The 22,137-nt window shown below is 28.5% G+C and carries 18 protein-coding genes; all 18 read right to left on the reverse strand.

The window, feature by feature from the left end; translation table 11 throughout:
- Window positions 1-65: 65 nt before the first annotated feature.
- Window positions 66-401 carry a hypothetical protein gene (locus JNUCC81_RS17380; protein WP_454094615.1) on the reverse strand — a complete coding sequence of 112 codons (336 nt, stop codon included), beginning with the start codon at window positions 399-401 and terminating at the stop codon, window positions 66-68.
- Entirely contained in the window at window positions 402-1,526 is a 1,125-nt protein-coding gene (locus JNUCC81_RS17385) for a hypothetical protein (protein WP_454094616.1), read from the reverse strand. It abuts the gene before it with no gap.
- Between the two features lie 106 nt (window positions 1,527-1,632).
- On the reverse strand, window positions 1,633-1,854 hold the full coding sequence (locus JNUCC81_RS17390) for a hypothetical protein (protein ID WP_454094617.1): 222 nt from the start codon (window positions 1,852-1,854) through the stop codon (window positions 1,633-1,635).
- Between the two features lie 70 nt (window positions 1,855-1,924).
- Complete coding sequence (gene mobT, locus JNUCC81_RS17395; RefSeq protein ID WP_454094618.1) at window positions 1,925-3,112, reverse strand: MobT family relaxase; 1,188 nt, start codon at window positions 3,110-3,112, stop codon at window positions 1,925-1,927.
- Between the two features lie 176 nt (window positions 3,113-3,288).
- A complete protein-coding gene (locus tag JNUCC81_RS17400; RefSeq protein ID WP_454094619.1) occupies window positions 3,289-4,692 on the reverse strand; it encodes an FtsK/SpoIIIE domain-containing protein in 1,404 nt (467 codons plus the stop codon).
- Between the two features lie 17 nt (window positions 4,693-4,709).
- Window positions 4,710-5,540 (reverse strand): Mom family adenine methylcarbamoylation protein, encoded by an 831-nt coding sequence (locus tag JNUCC81_RS17405; RefSeq protein WP_454094620.1) that lies wholly within the window; start codon window positions 5,538-5,540, stop codon window positions 4,710-4,712.
- Window positions 5,541-5,546: 6 nt separating this feature from the next.
- A complete protein-coding gene (locus tag JNUCC81_RS17410; RefSeq protein ID WP_454096419.1) occupies window positions 5,547-5,927 on the reverse strand; it encodes a YdcP family protein in 381 nt (126 codons plus the stop codon).
- Between the two features lie 10 nt (window positions 5,928-5,937).
- Window positions 5,938-6,252: a YdcP family protein gene (locus tag JNUCC81_RS17415; protein ID WP_454094621.1), complete on the reverse strand. Its 315-nt coding sequence runs from the start codon at window positions 6,250-6,252 to the stop codon at window positions 5,938-5,940.
- 165 nt (window positions 6,253-6,417) lie between these two features.
- On the reverse strand, window positions 6,418-8,784 hold the full coding sequence (locus tag JNUCC81_RS17420; RefSeq protein ID WP_454094622.1) for a SpaA isopeptide-forming pilin-related protein: 2,367 nt from the start codon (window positions 8,782-8,784) through the stop codon (window positions 6,418-6,420).
- 426 nt (window positions 8,785-9,210) lie between these two features.
- Window positions 9,211-9,450 carry a hypothetical protein gene (locus JNUCC81_RS17425; RefSeq protein WP_454094623.1) on the reverse strand — a complete coding sequence of 80 codons (240 nt, stop codon included), beginning with the start codon at window positions 9,448-9,450 and terminating at the stop codon, window positions 9,211-9,213.
- Between the two features lie 12 nt (window positions 9,451-9,462).
- Window positions 9,463-10,101, reverse strand: coding sequence for a hypothetical protein (locus JNUCC81_RS17430; protein WP_454094624.1), 639 nt, complete (start codon window positions 10,099-10,101; stop codon window positions 9,463-9,465).
- Between the two features lie 283 nt (window positions 10,102-10,384).
- Window positions 10,385-11,743, reverse strand: coding sequence for a 23S rRNA (uracil(1939)-C(5))-methyltransferase RlmD (gene rlmD / locus JNUCC81_RS17435; RefSeq protein WP_454094625.1), 1,359 nt, complete (start codon window positions 11,741-11,743; stop codon window positions 10,385-10,387).
- Between the two features lie 80 nt (window positions 11,744-11,823).
- Window positions 11,824-12,516, reverse strand: a complete 693-nt coding sequence (locus tag JNUCC81_RS17440; protein WP_454094626.1) for a hypothetical protein — start codon at window positions 12,514-12,516, stop codon at window positions 11,824-11,826.
- 250 nt (window positions 12,517-12,766) lie between these two features.
- The gene (locus JNUCC81_RS17445) at window positions 12,767-14,344 is read right to left on the reverse strand and encodes a sodium-dependent transporter (protein ID WP_454094627.1); all 1,578 of its coding nucleotides are present in this window, start codon (window positions 14,342-14,344) and stop codon (window positions 12,767-12,769) included.
- Window positions 14,345-14,547: 203 nt separating this feature from the next.
- Window positions 14,548-16,308 (reverse strand): pyruvate kinase, encoded by a 1,761-nt coding sequence (pyk, locus tag JNUCC81_RS17450; RefSeq protein ID WP_454094628.1) that lies wholly within the window; start codon window positions 16,306-16,308, stop codon window positions 14,548-14,550.
- Between the two features lie 18 nt (window positions 16,309-16,326).
- The gene (pfkA, locus tag JNUCC81_RS17455) at window positions 16,327-17,286 is read right to left on the reverse strand and encodes a 6-phosphofructokinase (RefSeq protein ID WP_208333259.1); all 960 of its coding nucleotides are present in this window, start codon (window positions 17,284-17,286) and stop codon (window positions 16,327-16,329) included.
- A gap of 192 nt (window positions 17,287-17,478) precedes the next feature.
- Window positions 17,479-21,021: a DNA polymerase III subunit alpha gene (locus tag JNUCC81_RS17460; protein WP_454094629.1), complete on the reverse strand. Its 3,543-nt coding sequence runs from the start codon at window positions 21,019-21,021 to the stop codon at window positions 17,479-17,481.
- A 170-nt stretch (window positions 21,022-21,191) separates the two neighbouring features.
- Window positions 21,192-22,136, reverse strand: a complete 945-nt coding sequence (whiA, locus tag JNUCC81_RS17465; protein WP_208333257.1) for a DNA-binding protein WhiA — start codon at window positions 22,134-22,136, stop codon at window positions 21,192-21,194.
- Window position 22,137 lies beyond the last annotated feature (1 nt).

Consider the following 22,137-nt stretch of genomic DNA (forward strand, 5'->3'; position numbering starts at 1 on the left):
CTCTTAAGAATTAACTGTTTTTTTATAAATTTAATAATTTAGTATCTTTTAATTTTTTAAAATTCTTATACCACTAGTATCTTCTCATTTACTTTACATATTTTAGATATACACATACATACTGTTGCTGGATCTATATCATATTCTGACGCAATAATATTAAAATTAACCATAGAGCATGTTAAATACATATCCTTGTCTTGTGTTGTAATTTGCTCTTTTAATAAATCTTCTCTTTTTATATGTTCTCTAATTATATCCGATCTTTGATTTGATGTTAAAGAATTAAATTGCTTTATTATAATATCTATATCTTCTAAACTTTGAGATAGTATTTTACAAGGTTGAATTACACTATTTAAATTATTCGTTGTTACTCTAATATACTTTATTTTTCCCATTTACATCTCCCTCCAAAACTCTTTGACACTCTTAAAGTACAGTTTCCCCTCTGATTTAAGCTTTAAAAGTAATGATTCAATCCTATCACAATCCGACTCATCAAAATAAAAATAAGTACACTCATCTATATTTGAATTATCAATAATTTCAAATAAATGATAATCATTATATGGAGATAACCCTAAAATAGTAAGTTTACCTGTTATATTTCTAAACTCCTCAATAGAATAGTCCTCTTGAAACTTTAATTCTGGATTTATAGTTTTAACTTTAATCGCCCTAGTTAAATTAGCTAATAATTTATTACCTTCATTTTCCCAACTATCAATATCATTGCGTAAAGATTCATTTGTTAAATATCCTTTTAACATTTTATCCATAGCTGAATTTGCTATAGAATTTTGATTTATTTGATATTGCTTATAGTCTCCACAATATGTTGATAACGCAGTAGAATGTAGATACATATATTTATAATCATTAGGTATTCCTTCTAATTGATTATCTCCAAGATTATTACGTAAAGAATCTGGATTATATACTTCACTTAACCTATCAAATTGTCCATGAATATGATATATGCTTTTTCCGGTAGCACTTTCAATATTACTATCATAGTTAGTAGTAAAAATATTATCAAAATCTGAAATATATTTTTTTAAATTATCACTATAACTTTTATACAGTAGATTTAATTTCCCCTCATTATAAATTGAATGGAAGTATGCCATTTTCATTGCTTCTCTAACTATATATTGCTCTGGATTAACAATGCCATACTTATGACAAACTAAATCATGTATTAAATAATAATCTTCAAATCCAATATCAGCAATTCTTAATGAATTCTTTTTTTCTTTATACCTTTGCTTAAAATCTTCTAAAGCTTTTTTCTCTGCACTACAATTTATAAACTCATCAAATTCATCGTTAATAATTTCTCTAGCAAATAAAAAAAGTTGTCCAATATAATTTTTTAATAAAATAGGCTCATCTACAATATAATCAACTGGATAATTCGGGTTGTCCAGGTTAGTTAATATTCTTAATACTATATTTTTAGTTGTATAATTAACATTATCATATTGTATATTAATACCATTTCCAATTAATAAATTTTTCATATTTTATTTCTCTTCCCCCTTAATTCTATATACTATATTAATTATATCATCCAATATAAATATCAAAAAGAATATTAACAATTCATATAATTATTATTTAATCAAGTTATACTCCTATAATTTTATTAAATAATTTAAGTAATATATCTTTAACTCCTCCTGCATTAAATACAAGTCCTACCGCAATTAATGCAACTACTAAAAATCCTATAAGTTTTGAAAACTCTCTCTTAAATCCAAGATATACACCTATTATAACTATAGCCATTAATACCAACGACTGTGCATTTGATAAAAACCAATTATATAAATTTTGTCCAAAATTCATATTTCTTCTCCCTCTAATCTATAATTTTTTATTTCATCTACTATCTATAATCCTTAAAACTTATATTCCTTTACTCATAAATAATCTCCTCAACGTTTACTGAATTTTGTTCAATTATTTTTTTATGTCGTTCTGTTAATTCTGCATTTCTTATTAATTCCTCCATTACTGTTGTATTATTTATATTATCTAATCTCTTAATAGTTTTTAAAGTAGGTGCAACTTGTCTTGATAGCCAATTTAGTGTTCTCTGAATACTATATGGTTCTGGATTAGTTGTTAATTTTAATTTTTCTCTACCTTCACCTATGAAATAGCTCCAATGATTATTAATTTTCCACTCACTCCTACTTTTATCATCTTCTTTATCTACAAAACGAATATATCTATTAATGATTGAAAACGCTGTTTTTTCTGCATCTCTATTAGCTAATAAATCTACTACTGCATGATATGCTCTCTCATTTTTTAACCTTATTTCAAATCTATTTTTTATCTTTGCATCATCCATTGGAATATCTAGCTTGATATATTGTTCATAGTCCTTTTCATATATACAAAAGTATACTTCACTCTTCAATGAACCAATATACAGTGTATTACCCATCCCAATTTTCTCATCCTTTCTTACTAACTCTCCTGACCTATAAGATTTAAAGCTACGGAATACTGATATACATTCTTCATTGTTACATTTCTTAGTTAGATTTTTTATATCTAGTATCCCTGTCATATCATTTATAGCTAGATCAATTCTTTTAATTACACCTCCAACCATTAACGCATCTAATAAAAAGTCATACCATGATCTATGTTGAGCTAATAAGAAATTTTCAAACTGTCTACACCCTTGCCCCTTTAGTTCTATTAAAACTCCTTTTTCTATATCTTGAGATACTAAAATAAATATATTACCTATAACATAATGTTCTGAATAGGAATAAAATCCATAATCTTCATGAATCATATATTCAATCTTTAATCTCAATATATTATCAACAATATGCTTTACATCTGTTGTAGGAAATCTTATCCTTATATAGTCAATCATCATTGTAAGTGGTGATTCTGGATTTAATTTTTCTAGCTCATTAATTATATACTTCTGCTTACATTCATCAGGTAAAATCTTTCCATTTTCCACATCGCTAATATATTGTCTTGGAACTCCACTTATAACCGCTAATTTATTTTGAGAAATTCCATATGCAAGTCTTTTGTTTTGTAAAAGTTCACTAAATGATATACCTTTATTCATTTCAATTCCTCCAATAAAAATAGCTGTCTGATTTTCTTAAAATCTGACAACTACTATTTAATCTTCTACTCCTTGGTTCTACTTACCTATTTAATTATTTTCAGTCTATTTGTGCCCCCCTGTTAGATACCGGGGGCTAATGTATATTGGTATGGCAAAGCCATACCAAAAGCAGGCTAGTTCGAGATCTCGTCTTTCGCTTCGCACGACGATTTCTCTATCTGCCTGCTTTTTATAATTTTACCTATCTCCTCTAAAAAATCATGTCCTTTTGGTACTAATGGAGTATAAAACTCACTTATAACATTTGTACCTACATCAACATACCCTCTCCCTTTAATTTGTTTTAAGAAAAAATTTTTATTTGATTCACCAAACATCATATTATATCCAAGTTCAGACATCCTCCCAAGTGCTACTCTAAAATTAAACTGATCCCTAATACCATCTCCAAGATACTTTGCATCTGGACGTTGACAAGCTAATATAAGAAAAAAACCTGCCTGTCTACCAAGCATTACTATTTTCTTTAGTTTATTTAAAACAGCAGTATTTTCTTTAGATCCTAACATTTCCATAAAAGCAACATACTCATCAAATATTAAAAAATTAGCCGGCAATCCAAGATAAGCATAGTTTTCTCCTGTCTTATAATTATCCATAGTTTTCATAACTTCACTACGTTCCATCATTTCATCATAGAAGTTATTTATACATGATATCATATCGTCTTTTTTATAATAGACATTTGGCATTACTGTTTTTAAATCAGCAAGATCAGCATTTTTAGGATCTAAAACATATAGTATAGAATCTGTACTTAATAATGATTCAATAATTGTAAGTATAAAATATGTCTTTCCCCCTCCAGTTCCTCCTGCAATTAGCATATGTGGTAATTTATCAAACTCCCAATATACAGACTTCATAAGTTTTAAACTTCCATTGCTAACTTTAACTTCATCAATTGATATTCTATTTGCAATAGTATCATATAATAAAACATACTCAATATAGGAATTTTTTAGCTCTTTAGAAACAAGTTCACAATATAAACCAGACTCTAACTTCTTTTCTAAATTTAATAATTGATCCTGATATTTCCCTAACGTTATTTCAACTTTAATATAAATTAATCCATCCTTTAATTCATAATACATTTTAGGAAAATATACTATTTTTTCTTTCTGTTTATTAGAATTCAAGTCTTTAAAGAAGCTATTATCTTTAATTGACTCAGATTCATACCATTTATTTTCTAATATCATTCTTGCTAGTTTTTGACGATGAATTAATTGTTTAAATTTATCATATTTATAGTGATAATATAAATAAGCGACTAATAAACAAATACTAATCGCTAATACTATGGTTAATATGTTATAAGTTGTAAATGAAAGTGATAACCCATTCTCTAAAAACAAGTTTATATTTTTCCAGTTTATTTCTGCAATCTGTTTCACATTAAGAACTGTCAATAATATAATAAATATAATTGGCAATATACTTATTGAAAAACGAAAAACCAGTGATTTATCACTGGCTCTTATCCTATTACCTCTATATTTATAAAATTTCATTTTTTATCCTTTCCATATTATTTATTAAAATCTTGTGCATTATATCTATCTATATTTCTGTTAAATTTTGGTTGTATTATTTTTTCATATTTTCTATTATCAATCCTTCTTTCAAATAACAGATTTTTATCTTTAGGGTAGCTATATCTTACATAATTTTTGTAGTATTTCAAAATCCTATCAGCTTCTTTTGTCAATGGATATATATATCGGAACATAAGTCCATTAATTTTTTCTATACCTTTGTACTCACAAAAACAATGTGTAAGCCAATATCTTTCTTTTACTCCGTCATAGTGTGCATTTTCTTCCAATAATTTTCTTGCACTACGTGGATGTATTTTTTCTCCTGTTTCTTTATCTCGATATACACTAGTCTTAAAATAACCACAATAATAAAAATTAGAAGCTTGATAAACATATCCGCATTTACCTTCTATTCCATCAGCAAGTGTATATAGAAATATACACTTTGTATATTCACGCACCCATCGTATTAATAATGAAAGAGAATAACTACCAAAATATTTATTATAATTCATCTCTGGTATAAAACACATTTTACCTATCTCTAAATAACCTTCTGTAATAAGCTTATGATTTGGAAATATTTTTCGTATGGTCTGTAATGGTTGTGTTCCCCATCCTAATTCCACTACTCCTAATAATCTACTATTTTCATAAATTCCTAAAAAATAACGACAAAGACGAGGTATAACTTTTGAATAGTGATATGTTCTAATAAAATCAATGGCTTCTTCTTTTGATATTTGCTGTATTTTTAAATCCAGTTTCTTTCTAGTTCTAATAGTTATTGAATCACTTTCATTTTTAACTATATTTTTCATATTATCCTACTTTTTCTTATGAATATCTTTTTGTAAATCTCCTCCTAATTGTTCTTGTCTATTTTTTAATACTATATCATCAACTTTAATATACCAATCTACATCAGTACCATTAAAATTAGCTGTAGCTACTGTATCTGCAACAGGATTAATGATATCTACTTCTGCATTATAATCAAACTCTTTTAAAGGTATTGATGCAGGAATGCTAACTTGTATCATTCTACCTTGTCCCCTACTCTTTAAATCATAAGTACGTTCTTTAATTTCATTTGATGGTGTTCCATCATCATTTTGAACACGTACTTCTCTTCTCAATGCTGAAAACTTTAACATTCCAAATGTTTTTTCTTTATCTATAGCTATTCCATTTGCTAATCTCATAATCTTATCCTCCTTAAGCCTTTACTATATCATCTGCTAATAAAATATAATTTGTAAAACCACGAGTTCCTATTTTATATCCTTCTGCTATAATTTTAGGATTTATCAACTTTACCTTTTCTTCAACTTCAAAAATCTTTTCACCTGCATTAGCTGGTAAAATAACAACTATATCATCTGCTCTCTGTATGTCAGAATAAAGATTGTATGATCTAGATATAACTGTCACTTTCCCATTTATTCTTTTTTGTTCAATATCTCCTTCTCCTGCATACTCTAAGTTTCCAAATGTCTTCTCCACGTTAGGAATAATATGTTTTAATTTCATAATCATTTACCTCTCTTTTCTAAATTTATATTTTCAATCTAAATCAAATTAATTTAAATGTTGGTAATCTAATAAATAATAATTTATGATTCATATTGTTATAGTACCTCCTTAAAAAAAGTATAAAAAAACAGATACTTATTTGTATCTGACATTCTCATACTTCTATTTATCTTTTTTGCGTCTCATTTTCAATAACAATGTTCCTGATGCCAATATTCCTATTCCATATAAGATAACACTATTTGTATCTCCTGTTTTAGGTATAAAAACTTTTTCAATCTTCTTATTTGTCATTTTGCAAGTTACAATTTCACCATCTTTTTTTATTTCAAATTTAATAGGTATCTCATCGATTTGATACCCTTTAGGAGCTTCATACTCTTGGAAGTAGTAAATTCCCTTGGGTAAATTATCAAAATAGAATATACCGCTCTCATCCGTTCTTCCTTCTACTAAGATACTTTTATCTTCACTTAATATTCTAATACCTGTGTCAGGTAATGGCTCTCCTGTTACTACATCTGTTTTTATTAACTTAGCGCCCCCTTTAATTAATTCATTTTTAATCTCTAGATGTTGAATCTCATCCTGCTTCTTGATTGTTAATTTAAAATCTTTTGCTGCAATATATCCTTCTGGCGTCTTAGTTTCTTTTACTGTATAAGTATCATATGGTAACTTCTCAAATTTTAGATATCCTTTTTCGTCTGTACATCCTTTTGTTATCAATTCTCCTGTCGTATCACTAAATACAGAAAACTCAACATCCTTTAAAAGTTTAATATCGTTATTAGTGCCTTTGAATATATTTTTTATCTTTTCTTTCCAATTCTTCTCTCCAAACTTTATTAGATCAAATCCACCTGTAATTACTTTCTCCTTTACCACAGTTTCACTTATAGCTGTTTCTACATTTTCACCTGCATAACTTATTTCAAAATAATGTTTAGTAGAATCTAATAAATATCCTTCTGGAGCTTCTTTCTCAATCCAATAGTAATTATCTAGATATAAATTCTCTACTTCAGCTCTTCCATCTTTAATAGTTATAGTTTCAACTAATTCATCATTACTTTCTCTTCTTAATTCATAAACCGCTCCATTAAGATTTGCACTCCCTTGAGAAGTTGCTCCAGTCTTTTCATCCTCTTTAATTAGTACTGCTATCCCTTTCTGTTCTTCATCTTTATGATTAATAGATACTGATGCTACTTCTACAGTTTGTCCAGCATACTTTAATTCAAATGGTATTTGTTCTTTATTTATTTGATATCCTTCTGGAGCTTTTTCTTCAATCATATAATATTTTCCTAATTTAATATTTTCTGATGTTGCTTTACCTAAATCATCAGTTGTTATGGTAGTTATCTTTTCATCATTCTCATTATAAATACCATAAATTGCTCCTTCTAATTTATAACTATCATTAGGCATTTCTACTCCAAAATCTTTTCCACTCTTACTAAGTATTACTTTACCTAACTGTTCTTTATTTCCTAATGTAACTTCTATAGTTTTATTTGCTTCAATAACAACTTTTTTAATTTCACCTTTATTAAAATATCCATTGGGTGCTGTCACTTCTGATATTGTTACAGTTGTTCCTTCCGGTATATCTCCTATACTCGCAATTCCATTAGAATCCGTTATAATTTCTTTACTCTTACCATCATACTCAAATCTAAGTTTTGCATTTGCTAATGCCTTTCCTGTATCTTCATCAATCTTTTTTACTTTAATATTTCCTAATTTTATTACACTTATATTTAAATTTGCACTCATTGAACTTTCCATATGAAATTCTGCTAAGCTTTGATGGTTAGGCTTACGATAAACTATCGATGTTCCAACCTCATTCTTAGGAATCTTTATATAACTAATAACTCCAGAATTAGAATTTTTATTTGTTGTAATTTTTAAAGTATTTTCTTCAAGCAATATATCTGTCCCAGTATTATTTGATTCTAATTGCATTTCTCTAATAATACCGTTCTTATCTTCTAACTCTATTGTTTCTCCACTTTTTATTTCAATATCCTGTTTATTCCATGAAGGTAATATATTATGTCTATTTACTTTTGCAAATATTTCTGATTTTCTTTTATGATAATTTGGAAGTGTTGTAGATATAAATTTATCACCTAATTCCTCCCATATAATTATTTGAGTTAATGCATAATCATATTTTGATTGATTTGTATCAGTATACCCATAGTAAGCTATCTTAGATAATATATCCTTCTTAGAATCTATATATTCTTCAGATACATACCCACCTCCACTAGATGTTGCAATTCCAGGTTCTATACAAAATACGGTCTTACCATCTACCTTCATACGGTAAATCTTATGATTAACCTTTTTATTTGTAATTGGACTAATACCTACATAATTAAATCCTGTACTCTCACTCATATCTAAATCACTTGCATAAACTGAAACTGCTGATGTAAATATGGTAGTTATTATAGTTATAAAAGCCATAATAAAGCTTAGACTCTTTTTAGGTACCTTTGATTTTTTCTTCATAAACGATCATCCTTTCTTTGATATATTTTTATATAAAAAATAGACATCGGATATATAAATTCAATGTCTATTTAATAACTATATTTAATTTTCTTATTTTTAAAATTTTCCTTATATTTTCCAAATACCATATATATATTAAAGATCCTAAAATTTAGAATTTCAACTCTTACTTTCGATTTAGCAACACTCTAGTCTACAAATGGAAATAATAAAAGTAGTAGTAGCCATAAATACCACTGCTGCAAAACTATTCATCCACTATATTCCTCACGCTTCTCATAATATCTACGCAGGATGCTTTTTTATAAGTACTTCTATTTTATAGTTTTAAAATTTACTTTTCAACTTATCACCTTAAATTCCTTTTTATATTTAGTTAACAATATTATTAATATAGTTAAAACTGAATTTAAAATTATCTAATTATTTATTATCATTCTTTCTGTATACAAGAAAATAATAAACTGTAAATCCAACTAATCCCAAATATGTAAAATTCAAAGCTCTTGATGTCATTTCTAAAGGTGGGTACATCAATGTTAAATCATTATATTCAACTGTTCTAGTAATTATAAATTTACTTAAATACATTGAAAATATATTTATTATGCTAAATATAATTACTATTATAAGACATATCAAACTATTCTTATCTTTATTCATTATCAATTCTCCTTATTTTCTAAGTATTTTTTCATAATGGACTCCTATAGGCTTTAATGCATGTCCAGTTTTCATTTTAGTATCTGGTAATCCCATTCTTCCTCTTAAATAAATAGAATATTGATATTTATCATACAATGGATGAGCTTTTAATACAGCTCTTTTCACATTTGATGGAACTTTATATGTTCCTGAATGAGAAACTGTATAATTTCTATTAACATTGAAGCCTAATTGAGCAGATATATCTGATTTGCTAACTCCAAATGTTGTAGAAACAGATGCAGAAATACTATCTGAAAATCCTAACTGCAAAGTAACTCCTGAATTTCCTGAAACAGTTTTTAGAGTTTTATTATAGTCTATATATTCACCTAAATACTTTTTATCTTTAACTTTATATCTTGCCATTCTTGGTGTTATTTCTGAAACATCTTCTTCCGGATTATAATTACTTTCTAACAAATCCTTATAAATTATTGTAATTCCATAATCATCTTCTATTCTTATAAATTTATCATTTTCTTCAACTATTTTATGAATATTACTTGAAGGAACTCTTTTTAATTCAATTGCAAAAACGTTATGAGGAGTAATAAGAATTAAAGAAAATACTAAACTTAAGCATAATACAGATATTTTTTTTAACATTTAAATCGCTCCTTTTTATTTTATTATAAACAATTTGAAAACGATTATCAATACTATTTATGTTTATATTAACAAATTTTACATATAAAAAATAGATATCAAATATATAAATTCAATATCTATTTCTATAATTAAAAATTTTATTATATCGTATTTCCACACTCCATATATATAACTACAGACACGTCAAAATACCTTTTTAATTCTTTATTCCTTATTTTCCTTCCATCTGACGCAAATATTATATGCTTGTGAAAGTGGCTAAAATTCAGGATTTCTAGCATTATTTTCGACGTAGCAACGCTACAGTCTCCACATGCATAGTATGTGGGAACATATCTACTGGTTGAATTTCTGTGCATTTATATCCGCGCTCATCTAAATAGTTTAAATCTCTTGCTAAAGTAGACGGATTACAAGAAACATATACAACTCTATCTGGTTTCATAGATATTATTGTATCTAATACCTTTTCATCGCACCCCTTTCTCGGAGGGTCTACTACTACTACATTAGCAGTTTTTCCTTCTTTATATATCTTAGGAACAACTTCTTCAGCTTTACCTACATAAAACTCTACATTATCTAAGTTATTTAATTTAGCATTTATTTTAGCATCTTTAATAGCATCTTCTACTATTTCTATACCATATACCTTGCTAGCTTTTTGAGCTAAGAATAAAGATATAGTTCCTATTCCGCAGTATATATCAAATACAGTATCATTTTCTTTTAAATCAGCATACTCTAACGCTTTATTATATAAGACTTCTGTTTGTATTGGGTTTACTTGGAAAAATGATAAAGGTGATATTTCAAATACTAAATCTCCTATATAATCATTTATTTTTCCTTCCCCAACTACAACTATATTTTCTTTTCCTAATATTACATTCGTTCTTTCTTTATTAATATTGACCACTAATGTTTTAAAACCAGGTACATTTTCTCTAAGAACTGATGCTAATTCATCTAGATGTGGTAATTTATTATTCTTTGCAACTAATACTACCATAACTTCATTTGTTGTGAATCCTATTTTAGTAACTAAGTGTCTAAGTACTCCTGTATGAGACTTTTCATCGTAGATACTTACGTCATATGCATTTATATATGTTTTTATAATTTTAACTATTTTATCATTTACTTCATGTTGTATTATACATTTATCCATCGGTATCACATCATGACTTTTCTTTTTATAAAAACCTATCGCTGGTGCATTATTCATTCTTTGAATAGGGAATTGAGCTTTATTTCTATATCTTAAAGGTGTATCCATTCCCATAGTATCATGTATTAAAACATTATCTAATTTTCCGATTCTAGTTATAACTTGTTTTACTTCATTCGTTTTTATATCAAGCTGATTTTTATAGTCTAATTCTTGTATTTGACATCCTCCACAATCTTTAAGGCTATCACTACAAGCTCTTTCTACTCTAAAAGGTGATGCATCTATTATTTCTACTATATCACCTACTGCATAGTTTTTTTTAGATTTATTTATTTTAACCTTTATCTTATCTTGTATTAATCCGCCCTCTACAAAAACAGTAAAGCCATCATATTTACCTATTCCAACTCCACCTTGACCTATATCTACTATATCTACTATATATTCTTTTTGTTTTTGAAGCATAGGTTTGTCCTCCGTACATGTATTTTTAAAAAAATCTCCAAGAATTAATTTTACCAAAAAAATAAGAGCTTATAAAGCCCTTATATGAATAAATCTCTACTTTTATATCCTCTATATAGCTGTAAACATGCAAATATTAGAAGAACACATCCAAATAATGGTCCTATATATACTAATTTCTCTGCTAGCCCTTGAGCTACTCCACTGTCTACAATTGCTTTAACTGCACCTTGGTAATCTACCTTTACATTTATTCCATATCTTATCCATGTAAAAGATGTCATTAGTGCAACTGGTACTAAACTCATAGTCATATAAAATCCTGTTATTGTCCTTTTCTTTACACCTTTTAATCCCAAATAAATAGGTAAGAAAAATAATACCGGAAGTATAAATCCATAAAATTGAGGTGATAGTGCTAGAAATAATATTGCACTAAATAAAAAACTTGTTATGTATTTTCTTAAGTAATTAGTTTTACCTTCAAAGTCACATAATGATGCTTTTAAATATCTTATATAAACTTCTATATTAGTTTCTAACTTATTTTTGTCTTTTAATGACTTTACATCTTTTATAAGCTCTATTCCTTTTGAATTTAATTGATTATATTGATTTTTCATGCCATCTGGCACATTAATATTATCATATTTATCATATATCTTAGCTAAATCAGATTTATATTTCTGTTTTTTATTATCTTTTATGATCTTAGATTTTCCTATTTCTAATTTTAGTTGATTTATTGTACTCATAACTAAATTTGAACTCATTTAAATCCCCCCTTTAAGTATATAATACTATACTCAATCTTATTTTATCAGAAAATTTCTAATTTTTTATAATCACTTTTTATATAAAAAACCCTACCTGTTTTAAGTAGGGTTTTTATGAATTTATCATTGATCTTTTACTATTTTTCTCATTGATATACCTATACAGGTAAATATGGTAACCCATATTGTCCCCATAAATATCCATGCTGCACCTGTCATATAATCACCCTCCTACTTTTTATGGAGTTTACTTATTTTTCTCCTTATCTCTTACTTTATTAGAATCTATTTCATCCTTATATTTTTTCTTTATTGATCTATATGATTGTATAAATCCTATTAATAGCACTCCAAATACTACAGCTCTACCTAAATTAACCCAAACAGCAAACTCTGGTATTTGAGCTATATAGCTAGGGACTGCTTTAAAGTTACCAGCAATCCAGTAATCCCTTGTGAAGAATAATAAGAATGTTATTATTGTAATTGGAGTTAAGAACTGATGGAATAACCTAAAGAACCATTTAGGTACTTTCCATAATCCACCTCTATTCATTTCATCAAGCGCTTTATCTTTGACGCACCATCCAATTACTATTATTTCTATTAATCCTAAAACTATTAATAAATAGTTACCTATCCAGTTATCAACTTCTGTAAAGTATATTAAATTAGAGCTTTGAGTTAATATTGATTCTAATGCTATAGGAGCTCCAACTATTAAATATCCAATAAATACTATCCAAGCACCTTTTTTTCTTTCTATTCCAGCGTCTTCTTCTAATAATGCAACTAAATAATTATACATTGCTATAGCAGATGTTATACCAGCAAAGAATAATAATAGGAACCACATCGCTCCAAATATTCCTCCACCAGTCATTGTGCTAAATACATTTGGTAGTGCCATAAATGCTAAACCTATACTTCCCTTTATACCTTCTGGTCCTAAAAATGCATAAGCTATAGGTATAACAGCAGTTCCTCCTAATATTACTTCTGCAAATTCGTTTAATGATACTGTTGCTACAGATGCAGTTACTATATCTTCATCTGGTTGTAGATATGAAGCGTAATTGTGAATTATACCCATTCCTAAAGATAATGTGAAGAATATTTGACCCGCTGCCGCTATTGCAGAACCCCATGATAATTGGCTAAAATCTGGATTCCATATAAAGTTAAGTCCTGCTAGTGAACTCCAATCAGGGTTAACAGGTGAACCTAAAGTTAATGCTCTAATACCCAGTATTATACCGAATACATAAAGTACAGGCATCATTACTTTAGCCCAAGATTCTATCCCTTTTTGTATACCTTTCATTACTGCAACTGCTAGGAAAAGTAATGCTATAACCCAAAATATTAAATTTTTGGGATCTTGTATATATGCACTAAAGAAACCACCTGGATCTGCGTTATACCCTCCTGTAAGAGAATTAAATGCAAATCCTAGTGACCATCCTATTATGTGGTTGTAATAAGAGTTGACTAATATTGTAACCCCAAACGCTATCATTCCACATAAAGCTCCAACTATAATTGCCTTTTTCGGCTTCATAGCCTGTTTTGCTTGTAAGTACATCATTGGACCTAATGTACCATGACCATGTTTCCCACCGTAACGACCTATACTCCATTCTACTAGCATTACAGGTATACCTATAACGATTAGTGCAAAGAAGTATGGTATCATAAATGCTCCTCCACCATTTGAAGCAGCTACATATGGGAACCTCCAGAAATTCCCTAATCCAACAGCATTACCTGCCATTGCTAATATAAGACCTATTTTTGAACCCCAGTTCTCTCTACTTTCCGTCATTAACTCTCCCTCCTCTTTTTTTCATATTCAAACTAATCTCTATAATTTTTTATTTAATTTGAATATTCTGACTATTAATTTTATAAAAGAGCCACTAAGCATTTTTAAGACTTAGTGGCCATTTATACTACTTATAAAATATAGTAGCATCATATTATATTTTTTTCAAGTTATTTTTCAAATTTTCTGAAAAATACATCATTTTATAATACTCTTGTAGAACCTCTGTATACTACACCTCTTGCTGCATCAACAGTTACTACTTCACCATTCTTCACTAAGTTAGTTATGTTTGTTGCAGATACTATAACAGGCTTATCTAAGTTTAATCCTACTATTGCTGCATGAGAAGTCATTCCGCCATCTTCTGTTACTATAGCAGATGATTTTTCTATATAAGGGTTCATTTCTATATCAGTCATAGTAGTAACTAATATATCTCCCTCATTAAAATCTTTACACTCTTCTCCACTCTTGATTATACGAACTTTACCTTCTACTGTTTTAGCTCCTACACCTATACCTTGAGCCATTTCTTCACTTATTACATGTACTTTTATTAAGTTAGTAGTTCCACTTACACCAACTGGTACTCCAGCAGTTATAACTACTAATTCTCCGTTATTTATATATTTAGCTTCTTTAGCTGCTTCTATAGAATTTTCTATAACTTCATCTGTATTTCCTGCTTCTGATGATTTAATAGAATATACACCCCAAGTAAGAGCTAATCTTCTCATTATTTTTTCGTCATTTGTAGTTGCTATTATAGGGCACTTAGGTCTAAATTTAGAAACCATTCTTGCAGTATATCCTGAAGAAGTTGAAGTTATTATTGAAGATGCATCTAAATCTACTGCTGTTGTACAAGTTGCATGGCTTATTGCGTCTGTAACTGTATTATTATTTTTTCCATTTGCTTTTAATATAGCATCATAGTCTAGTGTCTCTTCTGTTCTTTTAGCTATAGTAGCCATAGTCTTAACAGCTTCTACTGGATATTTACCAGCAGCAGTTTCCCCTGATAACATTATTGCATCAGTTCCATCATATATAGCATTTGCAACATCTGTAACTTCTGCTCTAGTAGGTCTTGGGTTTCTAATCATAGAATCAAGCATTTGAGTAGCAGTTATTACAGGTTTTGCTAATTCATTACATTTTTTTATCATCATTTTTTGAACTATTGGAATTTCTTCTGTAGGTATTTCAACACCTAAGTCTCCTCTAGCGACCATTATACCATCAGATACTTTTAATATTTCATCTATATTATCTACACCTTCTTGGTTTTCTATTTTAGATATTATTTGTATATCTGTAGCATTGTTTTCTTCTAATATTTCTCTTATAGCTAATACATCTGATGCTTTTCTTACGAATGATGCTGCTATATAGTCTATTCCTTGGCTTATACCGAATTCTATATCACTTCTATCTTTAGGCGTTATAGCTGGTAAATTTATTTTTACACCAGGTACATTTACACCTTTATGATTTTTAACTATTCCTGAATTTTCAACAACACAAACGATATCATCACCATTCACTTCTTGAACTTTAAGTCCAACTAATCCATCATCGATTAATATAGTATCCCCTGATTTAACATCATTTGAAAGACCTTTGTAGCTTACTGTACACATTTCTTTAGTTCCCATAACTTCTTTCATAGTTATAGTGAATTTTTTACCTTCTTCTAGAAGAACTTCTGGTTGATCAAAGTTTCCAGTTCTTATTTCAGGTCCTTTAGTATCTAATAAAAGAGCTACTGGTTGATTTAATTTTTCTCTAACTTTTTTAGCTAGATCTAATCTCCCCTTGTGTTCTTCATGAGATCCATGTGAAAAGTTGAATCTACAAACGTTTAACCCATTTTCAACTAATTGAGTTAAAGTTTCCTCTTTGTCTGATGCTGGTCCTAATGTACAAACTATTTTAGTCCTCTTAATATTCTTTAACATATATTTACCCTCCTATTGTTATATAGATAGTATTTTTGCCATTTCATAAGTATTTTTATCAAAATCTCTATTCATTGCTAAAGCTTCATTTATTTCCATATCAATTATCTTATTATCTTTTATACCTACTACCTTTGCAGCTTTTCCATCTAAAAGCAATTCTACTGCTCTAACTCCCATTCTACTAGCTAGTATTCTATCAAATGCAGTTGGGCTTCCGCCTCTTTGTACATGACCTAAAACAGTAACTCTTAAATCTGCTCCTGTATTTTCAACTATTTCTCTTCCTAAATCTTGTGCATTTCCTACACCTTCAGCTAGTACTATAATGCTGTGTCTCTTACCTCTTTTTTGAGTTGTTTTTAATCTATTACATACATCTTCTACTTTGAAATCTACCTCTGGCACTATTATAGTTTCCGCTCCACCTGCAAGACCTGCATATAAAGCTAAATCTCCACAGTGTCTTCCCATTACTTCTACTATGTTAACCCTTTCATGAGATGAAGATGTATCCCTTATTTTTCCTATTGCATCTATAACAGTATTCATAGCTGTATCAAATCCTATTGTATAGTCTGTGTAAGCTAAATCATTATCTATAGTTCCTGGAAGACCTATAGCTGGGAATCCTAATTCACTTAACTTTAAAGCTCCATTAAACGATCCATCTCCACCTATAACAACTAAACAGTCTATACCATACTTTTTTAACATTTTTACCCCTAATAATCTTCCTTCTTCTGTTTTAAATTCTTCACATCTAGAAGATTTTAGTATAGTTCCACCTCTATGTATAATATCTCCAACAGAGGATAAATTCATTTCTTTTATATCCTCTTCTATTAATCCTTTGTATCCTCTGTTAATTCCGTATACTTTACATCCATAGTATATTGCAGATCTTACTACAGCTCTAATAGCTGCATTCATTCCTGGAGCATCTCCTCCACTTGTCAATATTCCTATAGTTTTCATAGTGTTACCTCCTAATTATCTATTTTAGTAACATAGGGTCTTTTTTTGTCCCCCTATTAATTTTTCATCCCATCAAAGATAAAAAAATTAGAACTGTTAAAATATCCATTTTTTCATATTATACCATAATCTGAAAAACTTTTTCATATTATTATATAATTTTTTACTTTTAAAGTTCTAATTTTTTTAATATTATTTCTTAATTTTTATATCTTCTTTAGATAGTATTTTTTCTAACTTTTTAATTAATTCTTCAGACGTTTTTACTAATAGCCCATTGTATTTATACATTTGTTTTGAGTCTTGGGCATATAAAAATATATTTTCATTTCCTGGATAAAGTTTTAAAGTATCAACTATATTATCAATAAGTGGCTTATTATCAAAGCTATCTATTTTTAAATATAGTCCTGACTTAGAATTATTATTACTATTACTTTGGTTGTTATAAGTATTTCTAGATTTATATCTACTATCTTCAAATTCAGAATTATCATTTATATCTTTAAATTCTCTTGCTATTAGTTTTGGACTCTCATCTTCTTTTATGCTTAAAGTTCCTTTTACATATATAATATTATCTTCATTTAAAATATTATTATATCGCTGTAATAATTGAGGGAATACTATTATTTCTATTGTTCCATATAAATCTTCTAATTCTAAAAATGCCATTATATCATTTCTTTTAGTAGTTTTTATGGTTTTATTGACAATCATTCCACCCATTATAACTTCTCTTTCGTCTAAACTAACATAAGATTCTTCATCTTCCCTTAAAGAATTTAGTTTTCCGTTATCTATAGACGTATTTATTTGTAATTCTTCTTTAAATTCGGCTAATGGATGTCCACTTACATACATACCTAATACTTCTTTTTCTAAGTTAAGCCTCTCTCTTTCTTCAAATTCTTTCAGTTTTTTAATTACGCTTACTTCTTGGAAATCTTGACTTTCTTCGGTTGACGAAAAAGCATCGAACAATGATATTTGGCCTTGAATATTTTTCTTTCTATCCATAGATATACTGTCTAGTAAACTTTCATATCCAGCCATTAAGCTCGCTCTATTTTCACTTATTTCATCAAATGCTCCACATTTGATTAAACTTTCTATACATCTTTTATTAGTATCTTTTGAGTCTAATCTCTTCGCTAAGTCACCAAAATCCTTAAAGTAACCATTAGTTTCTCTTTCATTTATTATATTGTTAATTATATTTACTCCAACATTTTTTACTGCTGCTAGTCCAAATCTAATATTATTTCCTTCAACAGAGAATTTTGCAAAACTTTTATTTATATCTGGCTTTAAAATATCTATTTTTAAAGCACTACATTCTCTTATATATTCCACAACTTTATCTGTATTACCCATTACACTTGTAATAAGTGCTGCCATAAATTCTACTGGATAATATGCTTTTAAATATGCTGTTTGATATGATAAAACTCCATATGCCGCAGCATGCGATTTATTAAATGCATACTTTGCAAAATCTATCATATCATCAAATATTTTATCAGCTATATCTTCTGGAACTCCATTTCTTACGCATCCAGCAATTTCTGTATTACCATTTTCGTCTTCTTTACCATGGATGAAATATCTTCTTTCCTCTTCCATAACATCCATTTTCTTTTTACCCATGGCTCTTCTAACCAAGTCACTACGACCATAACTATATCCACCTAAATCTCTAACTACCTGCATTACCTGTTCTTGATAAACTAAACATCCATAGGTAACATCCATTATAGGTTTTAGTTTTTCATGTAAGTATTTTACATGCTGTGGGTTATTTTTATTGTCTATATAAGTTGGTATAGAGTCCATTGGCCCTGGTCTATATAAAGAAATTCCCGCTACTATATCTTCAAAGTTGTCTGGTCTTAGTTGTTTCATGAAACTTCTCATACCAGCACTTTCTAGCTGGAACACTCCTAGTGTGTTTCCTGATGATAATAATTCATATACTTTCGGATCATCATCACCCATTTTAGAAAAATCTATTTTTTTATTATGATTTTTTTCTATTAGTTCTAATGCATCTCTAATTACAGTAAGAGTTCTAAGTCCTAGAAAATCCATTTTAAGTAAGCCTAGTTCTTCTAGTGTAGTCATTGTAAATTGCGTTGTTATAGCATCTTGATGTTTGTATAACGGAACATATTCATCTACTGGATTTTTAGATATAACTACACCTGCTGCATGAGTTGAAGCATGTCTAAGCATTCCTTCTATCTGCTTAGATATATCTATGGTTTCACGAGTTTCCTTATCTTGATCATATAAAGCTTTTAGATTTGGATTGGTATCTAGTGCTTTATCTATTGTCATTCCAAGTGCAAAAGGTATTTCTTTTGCTATCTTATCAACCTTATTATAAGGTATATCAAGAACTCTACCAACATCTCTTATAGCAGCTTTAGCTCCCATAGTTCCAAATGTTATAATTTGGGCAACATGGTCTTCTCCATATTTTCTTTTTACATAATCTATAACTTCTTCTCTTCTCTCATAACAGAAATCTATATCTATATCGGGCATAGATACACGTTCTGGATTTAAAAAACGCTCAAATAAAAGAGAATACTTTATAGGGTCTATATCTGTAATCTTAAGAGTATACGCAACTATTGAACCTGCTGCACTACCTCTTCCAGGTCCAACCATTATATTATTTTCCTTTGAAAAGTTTATAAAATCCCATGTTATAAGGAAATATTCTACATATCCCATTCTCTCTATTACATCTAACTCATAATTAAGCCTATCTATAACATCTTGACTTGGATTTTCATATCTTTCCTCTAAACCTTTAAAACACAATTCTCTTAAATAACTATCCGTATTATATCCATTAGGTACTTCATATTGAGGAAGATGTATAGTATTAAAATCAAATTCAATATTACATCTTTCTGCTATTTTAACTGTATTTTCTACAGCTTCTAATGCATATGGAAATAATTCTTCCATTTCATCTCTAGATTTTAAATAAAATTCATCACTACCAAATCTCATTCGATTTGGGTCATTTACAGTTTTTCCCATTTGTATACACATAAGCACATCATGTATTTTTGCATCTTCTTTATTTACATAATGAACATCATTTGTTGCTACTAATGGAATTCCCGTCTCTTTTGATAGTTTTACAAGTCCTGAATTTACTTCTCTTTGCTCTGGTAAGTTGTGATCTTGTATTTCTAAATAAAAATTCTCGTCTCCAAATATATCTCTATACTCTAAAGCTTTACTTTTTGCTTTGTCATAATTTCTGTCCATAAGAGCTTGAGATACATCACCTGCTAGACAAGCAGATAAAGCTATTATTCCATCATTATATTTCTTTAATTCATCCATATCTACTCTTGGTTTATAATAAAACCCTTCTACATAAGATGTAGATACTAATTTAATTAAATTTTTATAACCATCCATATTTTTAGCTAATAAAATTAAATGCCCTTGTCTTTTATCATAATTTGGGTCTTTATCTTTTAATGTACGAGGTGCTGTGTATACTTCACATCCTACTATAGGTTTTATTCCTTCTTTTTTAGCTGTTTTATAAAAATCTATAACACCAAACATACATCCATGGTCTGTTATAGCAATTGAACTCATATTTAATTCTTTAGCTCTACTTACTAGTTTCTTTATTCTTGAGAAACCATCAAGTAAACTATATTCTGTATGAACATGAAGATGAACAAAATCTTTATTCATCAAATCACCTCCTATCTTATGATTTAATTTTACCACAAAAGTATATTATAAAACAAAGTTCAACACTTTATATAAAATTTAACAAAATTACTTTTAATATGACATTATCTTAAATAAATTATTGCAATATAAATAGAGGATTATATTGTAATATAACCCCCTATTTATAATTATTTATCTCTTAATCTATTAGCAATTTCTTCTATTTTTCTTAGCCTATGATTTACTCCTGATTTTCCTATAGGAGGACTTAACATTTCTCCTAATTCTTTTAATGTCATGTCTTCATATTCTACTCTAAGGCTAGCTATTTCTTGCAAATTTTCTGGTAAACTACTTATTCCTATTGTATTTTGTATTAACTTAATATTTTCTACTTGCCTCACAGCTGCATTAACTGTTTTCGAAAGGTTTGCCGTTTCACAATTAACAATACGATTAACATTATTTCTCATTTCTTTAACTACTTTAATGTTTTGTAAGCTTAATAAGGCTTGATGAGCTCCTATTATACTAAGTAAATCTGATATTTGCTCACTTTCTTTTAGATAGACAACATAATTATTTTTTCTAGATACTATCTTAGAATTAAATCCTAAAGAATTTATAAGCTCTTTTAAAGATTCTGCAAAATCTTCATTGTTAGTTACAAACTCCATATGGTATGTTTTACCAGGATCACTTATGGACCCTCCTCCAAGAAAAGCTCCTCTTATAAACGACCTTGCACACTCATCGTGTTGTATAAGGTTTGTAGGTACTTTATTCAAAGTATAAAATTGATCTCCTGGAGCTAGTATTCCTAATTCCTTTAACAACTTTTCAGCTCCCATTTCACTTGTAACCATTAAAACATAACTATTGTTTCTCTTTAACATTTGATTCTTATTTACTGAAATTGTCGTGTTGATTCCAAAGTTTTGTTTTAACAATTTAAATGCTTTACGAGCTATTGAGTTTAATTCCGTTGTTATTTTAAGATTTAATTTCTTATACCCTGCAATTTGTATACTTCCTGCTAACCTAACTATAGCAGCTAGTTCAGTTACATTACAGCAATGGTTTTCAGATGAAATCCTTGCTAATTCATTCTTTGTTTCAGCTGAAAAAGACATA

It is taken from the genome of Faecalimicrobium sp. JNUCC 81, assembly GCF_053667625.1.

Coding starts and splice junctions, on each gene's coding strand:
- JNUCC81_RS17440 (WP_454094626.1), bottom strand. CDS start 12,516: ATGAGTTCAAATTTAGTTATGAGTACAATAAATCAACTAAAATTAGAA.
- mobT (WP_454094618.1), bottom strand. CDS start 3,112: ATGAATAAAGGTATATCATTTAGTGAACTTTTACAAAACAAAAGACTT.
- whiA (WP_208333257.1), bottom strand. CDS start 22,136: ATGTCTTTTTCAGCTGAAACAAAGAATGAATTAGCAAGGATTTCATCT.
- JNUCC81_RS17405 (WP_454094620.1), bottom strand. CDS start 5,540: ATGAAAAATATAGTTAAAAATGAAAGTGATTCAATAACTATTAGAACT.
- JNUCC81_RS17445 (WP_454094627.1), bottom strand. CDS start 14,344: ATGACGGAAAGTAGAGAGAACTGGGGTTCAAAAATAGGTCTTATATTA.
- JNUCC81_RS17420 (WP_454094622.1), bottom strand. CDS start 8,784: ATGAAGAAAAAATCAAAGGTACCTAAAAAGAGTCTAAGCTTTATTATG.
- JNUCC81_RS17430 (WP_454094624.1), bottom strand. CDS start 10,101: ATGTTAAAAAAAATATCTGTATTATGCTTAAGTTTAGTATTTTCTTTA.
- JNUCC81_RS17385 (WP_454094616.1), bottom strand. CDS start 1,526: ATGAAAAATTTATTAATTGGAAATGGTATTAATATACAATATGATAAT.
- pfkA (WP_208333259.1), bottom strand. CDS start 17,286: ATGAAAACTATAGGAATATTGACAAGTGGAGGAGATGCTCCAGGAATG.
- JNUCC81_RS17400 (WP_454094619.1), bottom strand. CDS start 4,692: ATGAAATTTTATAAATATAGAGGTAATAGGATAAGAGCCAGTGATAAA.
- JNUCC81_RS17380 (WP_454094615.1), bottom strand. CDS start 401: ATGGGAAAAATAAAGTATATTAGAGTAACAACGAATAATTTAAATAGT.
- rlmD (WP_454094625.1), bottom strand. CDS start 11,743: ATGCTTCAAAAACAAAAAGAATATATAGTAGATATAGTAGATATAGGT.
- pyk (WP_454094628.1), bottom strand. CDS start 16,308: ATGTTAAAGAATATTAAGAGGACTAAAATAGTTTGTACATTAGGACCA.
- JNUCC81_RS17460 (WP_454094629.1), bottom strand. CDS start 21,021: ATGAATAAAGATTTTGTTCATCTTCATGTTCATACAGAATATAGTTTA.
- JNUCC81_RS17390 (WP_454094617.1), bottom strand. CDS start 1,854: ATGAATTTTGGACAAAATTTATATAATTGGTTTTTATCAAATGCACAG.
- JNUCC81_RS17425 (WP_454094623.1), bottom strand. CDS start 9,450: ATGAATAAAGATAAGAATAGTTTGATATGTCTTATAATAGTAATTATA.
- JNUCC81_RS17415 (WP_454094621.1), bottom strand. CDS start 6,252: ATGAAATTAAAACATATTATTCCTAACGTGGAGAAGACATTTGGAAAC.